The following is a 15,432-nucleotide window of genomic DNA, read 5'->3' as shown; positions in this document are numbered from 1 at the left end:
CCAGCCTGTATTTTGAAAGGGAATATATGAATAGTTAAAGTTTGCCACGAAGTGAAAGACAAATCAGCAGATTAATGCAATAAAATTTGCCAAGGGGATCTGCTCATCGCGCTTATTAATGCATGTTTTGACGTAAAAACGCCCTTTATTTAGCTAAAGGGCGTGAAGAAAATAACAAGTTCAGCAAGGAAGCAACGATATTAGCTTTCGTTTTGCAGTACGATTTCCGCCTCTTTCTCAGGTTTTTTTACCCAAAGTGCGTAGGCGATAGTCAGTAATACTAACCAAACAATGCCTACATAGAGTGCAATTCGTGTTGATTCAAAATACCCCAAGACACCAAAAACAAATACCATAAATGCGATGGCTAAAATAGGTGCCACAGGCCACATAGGCACAGGGAATTTTAATTGGCTAATTTCTTCTGGCGACATTTTTTTACGCATTGCAAACTGTGACAGCAAAATCATTAACCATACCCAAATGGTGGCAAATGTCGCAATTGACGCAATTACCACAAATACATCATCAGGGATGACATAGTTCAATACCACACCGACTAACAACACAGCGACCATCACTAATACCGTCATCCAAGGCACACCATTTTTTGTCAGCTTGGTAAAGGCTCTTGGCGCTTGCCCTTCATGTGCCATGCCATACATCATACGCCCTGCACCAAAGATATCGCTGTTAATCGCCGAAATTGCCGCCGTGATCACCACAACATTTAAGATATTCGCCGCAGATTGAATACCTAAGCTATCGAAAATTTGCACAAATGGGCTACCTTGCTGCCCAATTTGGTTCCACGGGTAAATGCACATCAAGACAAATAACGTTAGGACATAAAACAGTAAGATGCGAATTGGTACTGCATTAATCGCTCTTGGGATAGTCGTTTCAGGGTTTTTCGCTTCACTCGCGGTAATACCAATAACTTCAATTCCCCCGAAAGCAAACATCACGACAGCAAAGGATGCAATCACCCCACCAATACCATTTGGCATAAACCCATCGTGAATAAATAAGTTTGATACCCCAACCGCATGGTCTGCTGCTTGGCCAAAACCAAACATCATGATGGCTGCACCACCGACAATCATCGCAATAATCGCAATAACTTTAATGATTGACAGCCAAAACTCCATTTCACCGAAGGTTTTCACGTGACATAGGTTTATCGCGCCAATAAAGAAAATAATGCTTAACACCCAAATCCACTGTGCTACCTCTGGAAACCACAGTTTCATATAAACACCAAATGCCGTCACGTCCGCCAAACAAACGATGAGCATTTCAAAAACATAGGTCCATCCCGCAAAAAAACCCGCTCTAGCCCCTAAATAATGGCTGGCATACTGTGAGAACGACCCCGCAAGTGGCCGATGAACCGCCATTTCACCCAGCGCTCTCATAACCATAAATACTGCGGCGCCGCCGATAATATAGGCGAGTAATACCGCAGGCCCAGCGGTTTCTATTGCTTTCGCTGAACCATAAAATAAACCTGTACCAATCGCAGAACCTAAAGCCATAAATCGAATGTGGCGCGCAGAAAGCCCTCGCGCAAGTTGTGATGTGCTTTGCATGATTTATCCTTCGTATTATTTTATTGTCGTGCAGATAAATACTTCAGGTAGCCGATACTTTGCCGGCCACCTTTTATTTGCTTGATATGTTAGTTAGGGAAGACTACGCCAGCCTTGAAGAGCGCAGACAGTTTATATTGGTTAATTAAATCAATTGCCGCTTCAATATCAGGGGCAAAATAACGGTCTTTATCATAGTAAGTCACTTGGTCACGCAACGTTTTACGTGCTTTTTCCAAGGTTTCGCTCGACGTCAAACCTTCACGGAAATCCATTCCCTGACACGCAGAAAGCCATTCAATGGCTAAAATACCTGTGACATTCTTTGCCATTTCCCATAATCGACGACCTGCTGCAGGCGCCATCGATACGTGGTCTTCTTGGTTAGCGGATGTAGGTAGGCTATCAACACTCGAAGGGTGTGCTAATGCTTTGTTTTCACTGGCTAATGCAGCCGCGGTCACTTGGGCTATCATAAAGCCTGAATTGACGCCGCCATTATTCACTAAGAAAGGTGGCAACTGCGACATGTGGGTATCCATCAATAATGCAATGCGACGTTCGGATAACGCGCCAATTTCTGCTAATGCAAGTGCAATATTATCGGCTGCCATCGCAACAGGTTCGGCATGGAAGTTACCGCCCGAAATAATATCGCCATTATCGGTAAAGACTAACGGGTTATCTGACACCGCATTAGATTCAATTAATATCACTTCGGCTGCTTGGCGAATTTGGGTTAAACAAGCCCCCATGACTTGTGGCTGACAACGTAGTGAATAAGGGTCTTGCACTTTCACGCAGTTTTCATGGGACTTCGCCAATTCACTCGTCGGTGACAAAATATCACGGAACATCGCCGCAACATCGATTTGCCCTTTTTGCCCTCGAACTTCTTGCACTCGTGCATCGAACGGTTTACGGGAGCCCAATGTGGCTTCAACACTAAGCGCACCACAAACAATGCCAGATAGCAGCAATTTTTCTGCTTCAAATAACCCTTTCAATGCAAAGGCCGTGGATGTTTGCGTGCCGTTTAATAACGCTAGCCCCTCTTTAGCTTCCAATTTTAGTGGCGCTAACCCAGCTTTTTCTAACGCTTTTTTCGCTGAGATCCACTTGCCTTCATAACGCGCCTTTCCTTCTCCTAGCAGAATTAAACTCATATGCGCCAATGGTGCTAAGTCACCAGAAGCCCCTACAGAGCCCTTCGCAGGAATAAATGGATAAACTTGCGCATTCACTAATGCAATTAAAGCATTAATGACTTCGAGACGGATACCAGAGAAACCGCGAGCTAAACTATTAATTTTGAGCACCATGATTAAACGCACGAGGTCATCATCTAACGGCTCGCCAACACCCGCAGCATGAGACATCACAATAGAGCGTTGTAATGATTGCAAATCTTTAGTCGCGATGCGGGTATTGGCAAGTAAACCAAACCCCGTATTGATACCGTAAGCGGTTCTATCTTCTTCAATAATTTTATTGACCGTTGCAACACTTTTTTCAATAGCCGCATGAGCGCGTTTATCCAATGTCACTGTTACCGCTTGTTGGAAAACAATACGCAGGTCTTCGAGTGTCATTTTTCCTGGGTGAATAGTTAACTTAGTCATTAATGGCACTCCTTAACGTGTTTTAATCATTGGTAAATTAAGATTTTTTTCTTGCGCACAAGCAATCGCGATGTCATACCCTGCATCTGCGTGGCGCATGACGCCTGTAGCTGGGTCATTGTGTAGCACTCGAGCAATACGCTCTGCGGCTTCATCCGTTCCATCACAGACAATCACAACCCCAGAGTGCTGAGAGAAGCCCATACCGACGCCACCACCGTGATGTAAGGATACCCACGTCGCACCACTGGCTGTATTTAATAACGCATTGAGTAACGGCCAGTCTGACACGGCATCAGAGCCATCTTTCATCGACTCTGTTTCCCGGTTTGGGCTGGCCACTGAGCCTGAATCTAGGTGGTCACGGCCGATAACAATTGGAGCCGAAACCTCACCGTTTCTGACCATCTCATTGAATGCTAAACCTAATTTAGCGCGGTCCCCAAGCCCTACCCAACAGATACGCGCTGGCAAACCTTGAAAGCTGATACGTTCACGCGCCATATCCAACCAACGATGCAAGTGCTTATCATCCGGTAGAAGTTCTTTCACTTTCGCATCGGTTTTATAGATATCTTCAGGATCCCCTGATAACGCGACCCAACGGAATGGGCCAACACCGCGGCAAAATAGTGGGCGAATATAAGCAGGCACAAAACCAGGGAAATCAAACGCATTCTCTACGCCCATTTCCAACGCCATTTGGCGGATATTGTTCCCATAATCAAACGTTGGAATGCCCTGCTGTTTGAACGCCAGCATCGCTTTAACGTGTTCCGCCATGGATTTTTTTGCAGCCAATGCAGTCGCTTGCGGGTCTTGAACACTGCGTTCACGGTACTCTTCCCAGCTCATCCCAATTGGCAAATAACCATTTAGCGGGTCATGGGCACTTGTCTGGTCGGTCACCATATCCGGTTTAACACCGCGTTTGACGAGCTCAGGAAGAACTTCAGCGGCATTAGCACACAGTGCGATAGAAATGGCTTTGCCTTCCGATGTGTATTTTTTGAGACGCGCTAGAGCATCATCAAGATCGACCGCTTGTTCATCCACATAATGGGTTCTTAAACGGAAATCGATACGGCTTTGTTGGCACTCAATATTCAATGAGCAAGCACCTGCCAGTGTCGCGGCTAGAGGTTGTGCGCCCCCCATGCCACCTAAACCCGCGGTAAGTACCCAGCGCCCAGTTAAATCACCGTTAAAGTGCTGACGAGCGGCTTCCACAAAGGTTTCATAGGTTCCTTGAACAATGCCTTGGCTGCCGATATAAATCCAGCTACCTGCCGTCATTTGGCCATACATGGCGAGGCCTTTCGCATCCAACTCATTGAAATGTTCCCAGTTGGCCCAATGTGGCACGAGATTTGAGTTAGCGATTAAAACACGTGGGGCATTTGCATGGGTTTTAAAAACACCGACAGGCTTACCTGACTGAACCAGCAGTGTTTCATCGCTCTCGAGTTGTTTCAGGGACTCAACAATTTGGTCATAGCATTGCCAATTCCGTGCCGCGCGCCCAATACCACCATAAACCACTAATTCATGAGGGTTTTCTGCAACATCTGGGTCAAGGTTATTCATTAACATACGTAATGGAGCTTCAGTGAGCCAACTTTTGGCACTTAAGGTATTCCCCCGCGGTGCCCTAATTTCGATATTTCGATATTTATTATTCAGTGCTGTCACTTGTATACCCTCTCTTATCTGTCCATTAGCTACCTTTTATTGTTCTTATAGATATAGTTGTATATACATGTACGATCAATTAATTTTTTAACATAAAGATTAAAAAAATGTGATATGAAAATGTTTTTATACAAATAAAACAATTAGATAAAAAACAAGGCTGATATTTTGGTGTGTTTTCTTTATTCTAAATATGCCTACCAGATCACATTTGATTTACAATAAATTCACACAAAATAGGTATGGAAGAGAATAACTCGATACGATAAGCGGAAAATAGGTTGTATATCATTCCGCCCATATTTTTACGTGGTGAAAGAACTTATGACGTGAAACTACCTTTAAGCTTATAGCGGTGACCAGGAAACAATAGTTTGGTACTTGTCACAGTGAAAGACTGGGACCAAGTACGCCTTGTAATTAACAAACAAGATGCGCCTGTGGTAATTTGCAATAACCTCGCTGAGCGCTCATCAGCTTCTACGGCCTCAACAATATGCTCCCCTTGTGTTAAAGGGGCGACTTGGGACAAATAATCATGGGGGGTAATCGATAAAAAGTTTTGCTGTAAATAATCAGGCGCTGCTAACGCATTGACATATCTGTCTTCAATTTGTACAGGGACATCATTTTCTAAATGTACAATAATAGAATGAAATATCACGGTATCTGGGCTAATATTTAACTCATTTGCGAGCGCGGGTGACGCTTGTATTTCTTCGAGTTTAATTATCCTGCAGCTGTACTTATGGTTTCTCGCCAGTATTTCCGCTTCAATACTGTGGATTTCAAATAGCGCAGATTGCCCCTTTGGTTCAGCCACGAACGTTCCAACACCTTGCAAGCGAACCAATAACCCTTCTGCGGTTAATTCACGTAGTGCTCGGTTTGCCGTCATTCGACTACATTGAAACTGTGTAACTAACTCAGCCTCAGATGGAATACGGTCATTTGCCTGCCACTCTGCGGTGTGGATTTTTTCAATAATCGATTGTTTTACTTGCAAATATAGCGGGAGCGGTACCCCCTGCTTATCCTTTTTATCGGCTGTCACAGTCATTTCCAATTTAATGATTAAAATCTTAAGTATTAATATGCTATTCATTGAATAGCATACAACACGACCTTAGTGCTATCGGACATTTTTTATCCTGACAGTCGCGAATAAAAACATCATGCTTAATTATTAAGCATTCACATAATTAAACGATGTAATTTTAATAGAAACAAACAAAAAACAGAAAATATTTAGGGCAAATTGCGGCAAACAACATTATTTACCGCTATTAATTATTATTATTTTCGTAGCTAGAACTGCGAGTCACATATATCACCCGTTTCGATGGGTAATTTTGCCTTCATGGACTCGAATGAACAATGGGTTACTCCCCTGCTCATAAATCATTTCGACTGGCTCTTGCGCGTTCCACACAACAAAATCAGCAACAAAGCCCGTTTTTAATTGCCCATGGCTACTTTCACGGCCTAACGCCTTCGCAGCGTGACGTGTCACACCTGCCCATATCTCCTCCGGTGTCAGCTTAAATAAGACGGCCGCCATATTCATAATAATACGTAACGAGGCAAAAGGACTGGTGCCCGGGTTAAAATCCGTTGAAACCGCCATAGGAACGTTGTGTTCCCTCAACAGCTCAATTGGCGGTAATTTGGTTTCCCTCAGAAAATAAAATGCCCCCGGTAGCAAGACCGCGACTGTTCCGCTCGCTTTAAGTGCTTTAACCCCTTCTAAATCTAAATATTCAATGTGGTCAACCGATAACCCTTTGTATCGGGCAACTAATTCGCTCCCACCTAGATTTGATAACTGCTCCATATGCCCTTTCACAGGAATGCCTAATTTCTGCGCCGCTGCAAATAACTTTTCGCTTTGAGCAAGGGAAAAACCCACGCTTTCACAGAAAACATCGACTGCTTCAAACAAGCCTTTTTCCCATAGTCTAGGCATGATTTTTTGGCAAATCAAATCAATGTATTCATCAGGTTTATCTTTATATTCAACGGGAACGGTGTGAGCGGAGAGCAAGGTTGAACTGACTGAAATAGGATATTGTGCAGATAACCGTTTTGCGACTTGTAACTGTTTTTCTTCATTTTCATAATCAAGCCCATAACCTGATTTCATTTCTATACTTGTCACACCTTCTCGAATTAATGCTTCGAGCCTTGGCTTAGCGCGTTCAAATAACTCGTTCTCGCTCATCTTACGGGTTTCACGCACAGTAGAATTAATTCCACCACCTTGAGAACTAATAGTTTCATAAGAGACCCCATTCATTCGCTGTTCCCATTCAGAAGCTCGGTCACCACCAAAAACTAAATGTGTATGGCAATCGATTAATCCTGGGGTTATTAATTTACCCTTTACATCAATAACCTGGCAGTCATTTAATTCAATTTCCTGAGTAGGAACAATTGCAACTATTTTATTATCACGGACAACTAAATCATGGTGTTCAACAAGCCCATAAGGGACTGATAGTTCTGGATCCATAGTGGCAATACGGCCATTACGCCAAACGATATCTTGAGAGTGTGTTTTGAATACCATCGTTTTTCCTATTGTTATTGAATTCAGTTTTAATCATTGTATTAATAAATAGTATAGATATGTATATACAATTAGACTAGCAAGTCCCCTTTTGTCAATGCTTACCTGTAAAAAGGTTATAAATATGTTACTTAGCGCGAACAATCTACGATTATCACCATTCATTAAAAATGAGTTACACTAGCAATCAGAAAAATTAATCACAAAAAATATATTATTAAAATTATGAAGAAAAAATTTGGTCTAGAAGATGAAGAGATCCGTCTTTTCAAAGAAGCCATTAATGGAGCAAAGAAAATCCATCAGGACCAAGTCCTGCCCGCACCTGTTCGTGCCAAGGTGACACAACCATCAAATAAAAAAGTCATGCAAGAACAGGTTGACGCCTCTTTTTATTTTTCAGATGAATTTCAACCGCAACTTGAAAATGAAGGCCCAACGCGTTATTTAAGGCCCGACGCTAACCCTTATGAATTAAAAAAACTTCGTCGGGGTGACTACGTTCCTGAGTTGTTTTTGGATTTACATGGCTTAACACAAATGGAAGCAAAGCAAGAAATTGGCGCGCTTATTGCGGCCTGTAAGCGTGAAAATGTCTATTGTACCTGTATTATGCACGGCCATGGTAAGCATGTTTTAAAGCAACAAACACCGCTATGGCTTGCCCAACACCCTGATATTATTGCTTTTCACCAAGCACCTAAAGAATGGGGGGGTAATGCAGCATTATTACTACTCATTGAAACCGCGGAGAGCGCTCGCCGTTAAGCGCTCATCCGTTCTGTATTATTTCGCAAATAATAGTTGTGATGGACTCAGCATCCATTCTAAATGACTTTTCTGATGGGCCACATCAATATCAACACATGCAACTGTTGATGTGGTGAACATCGGAGGTTCTTTATGTGGACATAGCTCCGACACTAAATACCCCACCAGCGGTAAATGAGATACAACTAATATCGCATTAGCGCCTAGCACAGCAAGATCTCGAATATGGTCAGCCACAAATGCGGCATTCCCTCCTGGCGTTAATTGCCCTAAAACCTCCGCCTTTACGGGTAAATCGAGGTGCTGACTCACAACCTGCCTAGTTTGTTCGGCTCTTAGATAGGGGCTCACTAACACCGAATCAATCTTAATACCTTGGTTCTGTAACCATTGAGCCATTAATACTGAGTCGTCTTTTCCCTTTTGAGTCAATGGGCGCTCAGCATCGCTAGGCGCTTGTATCGCTGCATCACCGTGACGCATAATGTAAACTTGCATAATCCACCATCTGAGTAACCTACCTTATTAAGGTGGCTATTCTTTTGTTGTTAAGATAATTGTTGTAAAAGTAACCATCAGTTGGGGTGAAATGTGATTCTGCATGAAATGACCAACAAAGAAAATGATTTGAGTAAATTTTTATGCATGTTTCTTTAGCAGGCTATATTGCGAGCTAAATTTTGGTATTTATTATCAATCAGTTAAAGATAATATAATTAGTTATTCTAACTGTACGAACTTGGCTTAAAAAAGCCTGATAACCAAGGATATATTTGGTATCAGGCCTTGACTGGTTTTATTGAATCAAACAACCATTGGCTAACAAGCTACCCTGCTATGCCATGATTGTTGATGCTATTACTGTTCGTTACTTGATTTTGTTGCATTAACCCCATCTTCTGCATTTGCAGAAAAAAAGGTTCGATTATTTTCTGCCATGTTACATAGCAATTCACAAGGCTGGAATTTATCACCATATTTCATAGCGAGGTTATTCAGGGTTTCCACGGTTTTTGCAATCCCCAGGCTATCCATATACCTGAATGGGCCACCAAAGAAAGGTGGGAAACCGATACCAAATACCGCCCCGACATCCCCATCACGTGCACTTTTAATAATCTTTTCATCAAGGCAACGGGCAGCCTCGTTAAGCATCATCATAACGCACCGCTGTGCAATATCCGCTTTAGTCAATGTATCGTTGGGAACTACACCAATCAGTGAATAAATGGTTTTATCGACTTGACGCTTACTGGCTTTTTTCCAAAACCACAACTTATTAGTGTGGTGACCATATTCGTAAAAACCTTTGCCATTTTTCTTACCTTTACGGTCGTCTTTAACGACTTTGTCGAGTAAATCAGGGGCTTTGAAACGCTCACCAAAACGCTCAACTAAAATCGGTAAAATTTTAGTCCCTACATCAATACCGACTTCGTCTAATAGATTAAAAGGCCCGACAGGAAAGCCAAATTCGACTAAAGCACGGTCAATATGCTCTATTGACTCACCTTCAACAAGGCATTGGGCAGCTTCACATAAGAATGGGGCTAAAATGCGATTTACATAGAAACCGGCATCATCCCCCACGACAATTGCTGTTTTGCCTTGGCGTTTTGCTAGAGCAACAACGGTTGCAATCGTTGTTTCGTCTGTGTGTTGATGAGGGATTACTTCAACCAAAGGCATTTTATCGACTGGGCTAAAGTAGTGTAAGCCGATGACTTTTTCAGGATGCGTCGCATTCTGTGCAATTTGGTGAATAGGTAAGGATGATGTATTAGAAGCAAAAATAGCTTGTTGTTTCGACATCTTTTCAACTTCAGCAACCATTTTTTGTTTTAATGCTAAATCTTCAAATACCGCTTCAATGATAACATTAGCGTTTTCCAGTCCTTGATAACTTAATGTGCCTGATACCTTAGCCATAACGGCTGCTCGTTCCCGGGCTAGTAACCGCCGTTTGATAACTCGCTGAGTCAGTAGGTCCCAGCTATAACGCAGGGCTTGGGTGACACCTTTGTCTGAAATATCTTTAATACGAACGGGTAATTTACCTTGAAAAGCGGTGACATAAGCAATTCCGCCGCCCATCAACCCACCGCCAAGCACACCAACTTGGTTAATTTTCAAGGGTGCAGCTTGCGCCCCCGTTTCATTTTTTAACGCGGTAACTGCAAAAAATAAATTACGTAATGCAGCAGACTCTGGTGTCATCACAAGCTCACCGAAGGCTTTCGCTTCTTCTGCATAACCGGCTTGCAACCCTTTATTCATTCCTGTTTTCACAACATGAATAATTTTTTCAGGGGCTGGGTAATGGCCTTTGGTTTTGCTGAGTGCTTTTTGTTTGGCGCTATCGAACACTTTATTGCGTAATAATTTGCTGCTTAATAAGCGCTGCTGCCAATGGATAGCAGGACGCTGAACGCCCCCTTTTTTCACCATTTTAACTGCAACGTCGAGTAAAATAGACTCAGGAACTACATCATCAACTAACCCTATTTTCAGCGCCTGTTTCGCTTTTAGCTGGCGGCCTGTCAGCATTAAATCCAATGCATGTGGAATACCAATCAACCGAGGTAAACGCTGCGTTCCTCCAGAGCCAGGTAATAACCCCAATTGTACTTCAGGCAAGCCTAACTTCGTTTTATCATCATTAGAACAAACCCTCGCATGACATGCCAAGGCAAGCTCTAGCCCGCCGCCTAAACACGCACCATGTATTGCGGCAATAATAGGCAATGGGTAATTATCGATTTTATCAAATAGTGCATGACCTGCTTTTGACAACTCACTGGCTTGAGCTTTATTTTCACAGCCAGCTATCATGCTAATGTCTGCGCCTGCAATAAAACTGTCTTTTTTCCCTGAGGTGATAACTAAGCCTTTCAAACCAGAGGTAGACTGCGCTTGCTGTAAAACTGCAAGGAATTGCTCCGCAAATTCCGCTTTTAATGTATTCACTTTTTCATTCGGTACATCAATGAAGATGACCCCAACGTTTTCATCATGAATTTCTAAGCGAAAAGCCTGTTGTGTTTTTTCTATTGCAACTTCTATAGCAGAATTTTGAGCCATTATTCCACCTCTAAGATCATAGCTGCACCTAAACCACCCGCAGCACAAGCTGTTGTTAAACCAAAACCACCACCCCGTCTGCGCAATTCATTTAGGGTTTGAGTCACCATTCGTGCGCCTGTGGCTGCAAATGGGTGCCCATAAGCGATAGAGCCCCCTAAGACATTAAATTTATCCATATCCACTTCGCCAATTGCGTTATCTATTCCTAATTTTTCTTGAGCGAATTTACGGCTACCAAACATTTGTAAATTAGCGAGTGTTTGCGCAGCAAAGGCTTCATGCATATCAATCAGGGATAAATCTTGCAGCGATAACCCCGCTCGTTTCAAAGCAAGCGGAGTGGCATAAGAAGGCCCCAAAAGCATATCTTCCCATACGTCTATCGCTGAAAACGCATAACTTCGAATATAGCCTAACGGTGTATAACCCAGCGATTTTGCTCGGGACTCGGTCATCATCAACACCGCAGCGGCACCATCGGTCAACGGTGTGCTGTTCGCAGCGGTAACACTACCGTGCTTACGGTCAAAGGCGGGTTTTAATTTCGCATAGGATGATAATACTGAGTTTGTACGCACATTGTTATCTTGGGAAAAAGCTTGCTTAAAGGGCGGCATATATGCGGTCATAACTTCATCATTTAAAGCGCCATTTTCCCACGCTTTTGTCGCTAACATATGCGAGCGATGAGCAAGCTCATCTTGCTGGGCTCGGCTAATTTGATAACTTTTCGCCATTTGCTCCGCGGTATCTCCCATACGCAGCCCTGTAGAATATTCCGCAACACCGGGTGCAACTGGCGCTAAATCCCTCAAACGTAATTTCGCTAACAATGATAATTTTTGCCCAACAGACTTTGCTTTGCTTAATGCTAATAACGTCTCGGCCAATTTTTTTGATACGCCAATAGGAAGCACAGAAGATGAATCTGCCCCGCCAGCAATACCGATAGAAATATCGCCTACCCTCATACTTTGAGCAACGTTAACAATTGCTTGAAAACTTGTCGCACAGGCTCTTGATACACTATAGGCATCTGTTGAGACACTCATCCCTGTACCAAGAACAATTTCCCTCGCAATATTCGGTGCTTCTGGCATTTGCACCACTTGCCCAAATACCAGTTGCTCAATCAGGTTTCTATCTAAATCATTACGGGCTAATAATTCAGCAACTACGGCTTTACCTAGATCGACTGCTGGAATTCCTGCGTATGCCGTAGATTGCTTTGCAAAAGGTAAGCGTAGACCACTGACAATGGCGATCCTTTCATTTGTTTTATCTGTATTTTCACCATGGTTGAGATGTTGATTCATGGTCGCTCCTGCTAAAGCAAAAATGAAAATTATAGTTAATTAGCTCTCTAAGCGGACAAAGAGGTCTGACCTGTAACAATTGTTAACATAAAATTCACAATTATCAATGGGTATTGATAAAAAATGCGAGCAGGTACGCAACTTAGAGTAAAAACCCAACAAATTGCAGCAGAGGAAAACAGGAGGGAAATAAGGAAGCCTTTTATCACTGAGCGTTAATCACGCCATCGTTTTAGTGATAAAAGGCAAATCAGAGCAAATTCAATCGTTTGATTAACGAAGGCCTAATTGAAAAATCAAACTTTCTGCTTCACAGCTAAAACTAAACTCTGCCGTAAGCTCAACGCCACCCTCTACAGGCTTAATAGAATGGGTTATCGCACAAGGGTCTGACTCAACAGATTTTGCTTTCTCTGTGAGTGTTTTCAACATAGTTTCCGCTTCATTTTGTGTAGCGAATACATGCTGATACGAGGCAGTGCAGTCTTTATTATCTAATACTGTTCCCACATCTACGCAGCAGCAGGCTGCGGTTTCATCCGCGCTACAACGGTTAATCGCATCAGTCATTTTACTCTCCAAATAAACAAACTGTTAAGTCGCTATCATAACGCTGAAAAAGTGCTAAAAACTAGTGTGTATCAAAATATATCGCTAATAATTAAACATAAGTTTGATCTTACCCCGTATTCGTATACTTTTTGCTCCCAATTCGTCAGTCAATGTTGCCATTTTGTTAAATATGTCGCATTTTTGAAAACAAAGTCACAATAACTGCAAAACAAGCTTGCAACATATCAGGTGGTCAGACCTATACTCTAGTAACTGGTCTGATTTGTCATAACGGCAAGGGACCCTACAATTCTGCGCTTCTTGCGATAGAAGTCGCTTTATTCAAAATAAAACATAAGAGAGTTTTGGTCATGAGCCAGAAAAACCTGTTTTCTAGATCAGCTTTAGCAATAGCAGTGGCAATTGTATCATCCAACGCAGGCGCGGCTGGTTTTTTGCTTAATGAATATTCTACATCCGCACTGGGACGCGCGTTTTCGGGAGCGGGTGCAATGGGCGACAACGCAAGTGAGGGAAGCCGAAACCCTGCTGCCATGATGTTGTTTGATCGCCCTTCTCTTTCTGTTGGTGCCGTTTATATTGACCCAAGCGTTGATATCAAAGGTAAAGGAGGCTCTTTACTTGGTAGTAATACAACAGCAAATGATATTGCGCCAAGTGCTGTAGTACCCAATGCTCACTTTATCTTCCCAGTTAATGACAAGTGGGCTGTTGGTACTTCAATGACCACCAACTTTGGTTTAGCCACTGATTTTAATAAAAATTATGCTGCAGGCCCTATCGGTGGTAAAACAGACCTAAAAACTGTTAACCTGAACCTAAGTGGTGCATACCGCGTAAATAATAATTTCAGTTTTGGTTTGGGTTTGAATGCCGTGTATGCCGATGCTGAAATTACTCGTCATGCTGGAGATCTAGGAGCTTTAGCGCCTATGGTTCCAGGAATGAACCTTCCTGCATTTCCTGCCAGCACTACCATGGCTAAATTAACAGGGGATGACTGGGGTTATGGTTGGAATGCGGGTATTTTGTATGAAATCAATGATGATAACCGTTTAAGTTTAAGCTATCGTTCTAAAGTTAAAGTTAAGTTTGAAGATGGCAAATATTCCAATGACATACCTAAATCAATAACTCAGTTACATGGTACTGGGGGTGAAAAAGTCAAAGGTAAGTTAGACCTTAATTTACCAGATATTTGGGAGTTCTCTGGGTACCATAAAGTTGCTCCTAAGTGGGCTTTACACTATAGCGTTGCCTATACTGGCTGGAGTGAATTTAAAGAATTAACCGCCTATAGAAAAAGTGATGGCGAACAGTTATTCCATAAACCTGAGCACTTTAAAGATGCTTGGCGTTTAGCACTCGGTACCACCTATTTTTATGATGATAACTGGACATTCCGTACCGGTATTGCCTACGACCAAACGCCTGTACGTTCAGATTACCGTTCTATTTCTATCCCTGACCAAGACCGTTACTGGTTAAGTGCAGGTACAACGTATGCATTTAATGAAAATGCATCTGTTGATGTGGGTATTTCTTACATGCACGGTAAAAAAGTAAATATTAAAGAAAGATTAAGTGAAGATGTTCCTGAAAGTATCCTCCCAGCATATCATTTCAAGTCTGAAGGTTCTGCTTGGTTATACGGTGTAAACTTCAACTATACGTTCTAATTAATCGAATTTTTAAGTATCAGGGAGTTCTCTCCCTGGTACTATTATCAATGTCAATTGCCCCATCCCACTAATTTTCAAAACTTAACATAAATTTTCTTGACCCTAACCTGTATCATATGTAAATTAAATGTTAAGAACATGAGTTCACCTCATCATTTCTTTATAAAATACACACTATCGCATTTTTAAGATAAATCGCTTTAGATTTCATTAGATTATCATTCATTCTCTGAATGTTCTTATTTGCAAGCACAACCCAATAGCATATTTTATACTGATGATATCCACTAATATATATGGCTTTTCATCAAACTGTATTAATCACGCTATATTCTATTATTGGCTACGCCCGCGAAGGCATGTAAAAGAGGCAACAATGACTAAAACTTAGGAGGCTGTATGGGAACACTGTTTACTGTCGGTTTTATTGGTGTATTAGGGGTAATAGCCTTAATTGACACCGTCTCTCAACGAGGAAAGCGAGACAATGATTAGCTTTTTATTTATCACTCTCTAGTATCATTCGTATAC

At 42.2% G+C, this 15,432-nt stretch carries 11 protein-coding genes; 2 read left to right on the top strand and 9 right to left on the bottom strand.

The window, feature by feature from the left end; translation table 11 throughout:
* Positions 1-200: 200 nt before the first annotated feature.
* The 5 genes from G6Q48_RS03600 to hutI all read right to left on the bottom strand — a co-directional run bounded on the left by G6Q48_RS03600 (position 201) and on the right by hutI (position 7,475).
* Positions 201-1,592, bottom strand: a complete 1,392-nt coding sequence (locus G6Q48_RS03600) for an amino acid permease (protein WP_166264549.1) — start codon at positions 1,590-1,592, stop codon at positions 201-203.
* A gap of 89 nt (positions 1,593-1,681) precedes the next feature.
* Entirely contained in the window at positions 1,682-3,214 is a 1,533-nt protein-coding gene (gene hutH / locus G6Q48_RS03595) for a histidine ammonia-lyase (RefSeq protein WP_166264548.1), read from the bottom strand.
* 12 nt (positions 3,215-3,226) lie between these two features.
* Complete coding sequence (gene hutU, locus G6Q48_RS03590; protein WP_102137602.1) at positions 3,227-4,906, bottom strand: urocanate hydratase; 1,680 nt, start codon at positions 4,904-4,906, stop codon at positions 3,227-3,229.
* Positions 4,907-5,228: 322 nt separating this feature from the next.
* Entirely contained in the window at positions 5,229-5,966 is a 738-nt protein-coding gene (gene hutC / locus G6Q48_RS03585; RefSeq protein ID WP_181490110.1) for a histidine utilization repressor, read from the bottom strand.
* Positions 5,967-6,236: 270 nt separating this feature from the next.
* A complete protein-coding gene (hutI, locus tag G6Q48_RS03580) occupies positions 6,237-7,475 on the bottom strand; it encodes an imidazolonepropionase (RefSeq protein WP_102137600.1) in 1,239 nt (412 codons plus the stop codon).
* 225 nt (positions 7,476-7,700) lie between these two features.
* On the opposite strand from hutI, the gene smrB reads away from it, so the two are divergent.
* Entirely contained in the window at positions 7,701-8,243 is a 543-nt protein-coding gene (smrB, locus tag G6Q48_RS03575; RefSeq protein WP_166264547.1) for an endonuclease SmrB, read from the top strand.
* Positions 8,244-8,261: 18 nt separating this feature from the next.
* On the opposite strand, the gene sixA is transcribed toward smrB, so the two are convergent.
* The 4 genes from sixA to G6Q48_RS03555 all read right to left on the bottom strand — a co-directional run bounded on the left by sixA (position 8,262) and on the right by G6Q48_RS03555 (position 13,216).
* Positions 8,262-8,744, bottom strand: a complete 483-nt coding sequence (gene sixA / locus G6Q48_RS03570) for a phosphohistidine phosphatase SixA (protein ID WP_102137598.1) — start codon at positions 8,742-8,744, stop codon at positions 8,262-8,264.
* A 360-nt stretch (positions 8,745-9,104) separates the two neighbouring features.
* Positions 9,105-11,327, bottom strand: coding sequence for a fatty acid oxidation complex subunit alpha FadJ (gene fadJ / locus G6Q48_RS03565; RefSeq protein ID WP_166264546.1), 2,223 nt, complete (start codon positions 11,325-11,327; stop codon positions 9,105-9,107).
* A complete protein-coding gene (gene fadI / locus G6Q48_RS03560; protein WP_166264545.1) occupies positions 11,327-12,646 on the bottom strand; it encodes an acetyl-CoA C-acyltransferase FadI in 1,320 nt (439 codons plus the stop codon). Before fadI ends, fadJ begins: the two co-directional genes overlap by 1 nt.
* Before the next feature lie 273 nt (positions 12,647-12,919).
* Positions 12,920-13,216: a YfcZ/YiiS family protein gene (locus G6Q48_RS03555; RefSeq protein ID WP_166264544.1), complete on the bottom strand. Its 297-nt coding sequence runs from the start codon at positions 13,214-13,216 to the stop codon at positions 12,920-12,922.
* 353 nt (positions 13,217-13,569) lie between these two features.
* On the opposite strand from G6Q48_RS03555, the gene fadL reads away from it, so the two are divergent.
* Positions 13,570-14,898 (top strand): long-chain fatty acid transporter FadL, encoded by a 1,329-nt coding sequence (fadL, locus tag G6Q48_RS03550; protein WP_166264543.1) that lies wholly within the window; start codon positions 13,570-13,572, stop codon positions 14,896-14,898.
* The last annotated feature ends 534 nt before the right edge of the window (positions 14,899-15,432 follow it).

Source organism: Providencia sp. M-27, assembly GCF_011077905.1.
Lineage (GTDB): Bacteria > Pseudomonadota > Gammaproteobacteria > Enterobacterales > Enterobacteriaceae > Providencia > Providencia huaxiensis.
Note: the sequence above shows the minus strand (reverse complement) of the source record. Positions and strands in the feature narration are given on the sequence as shown.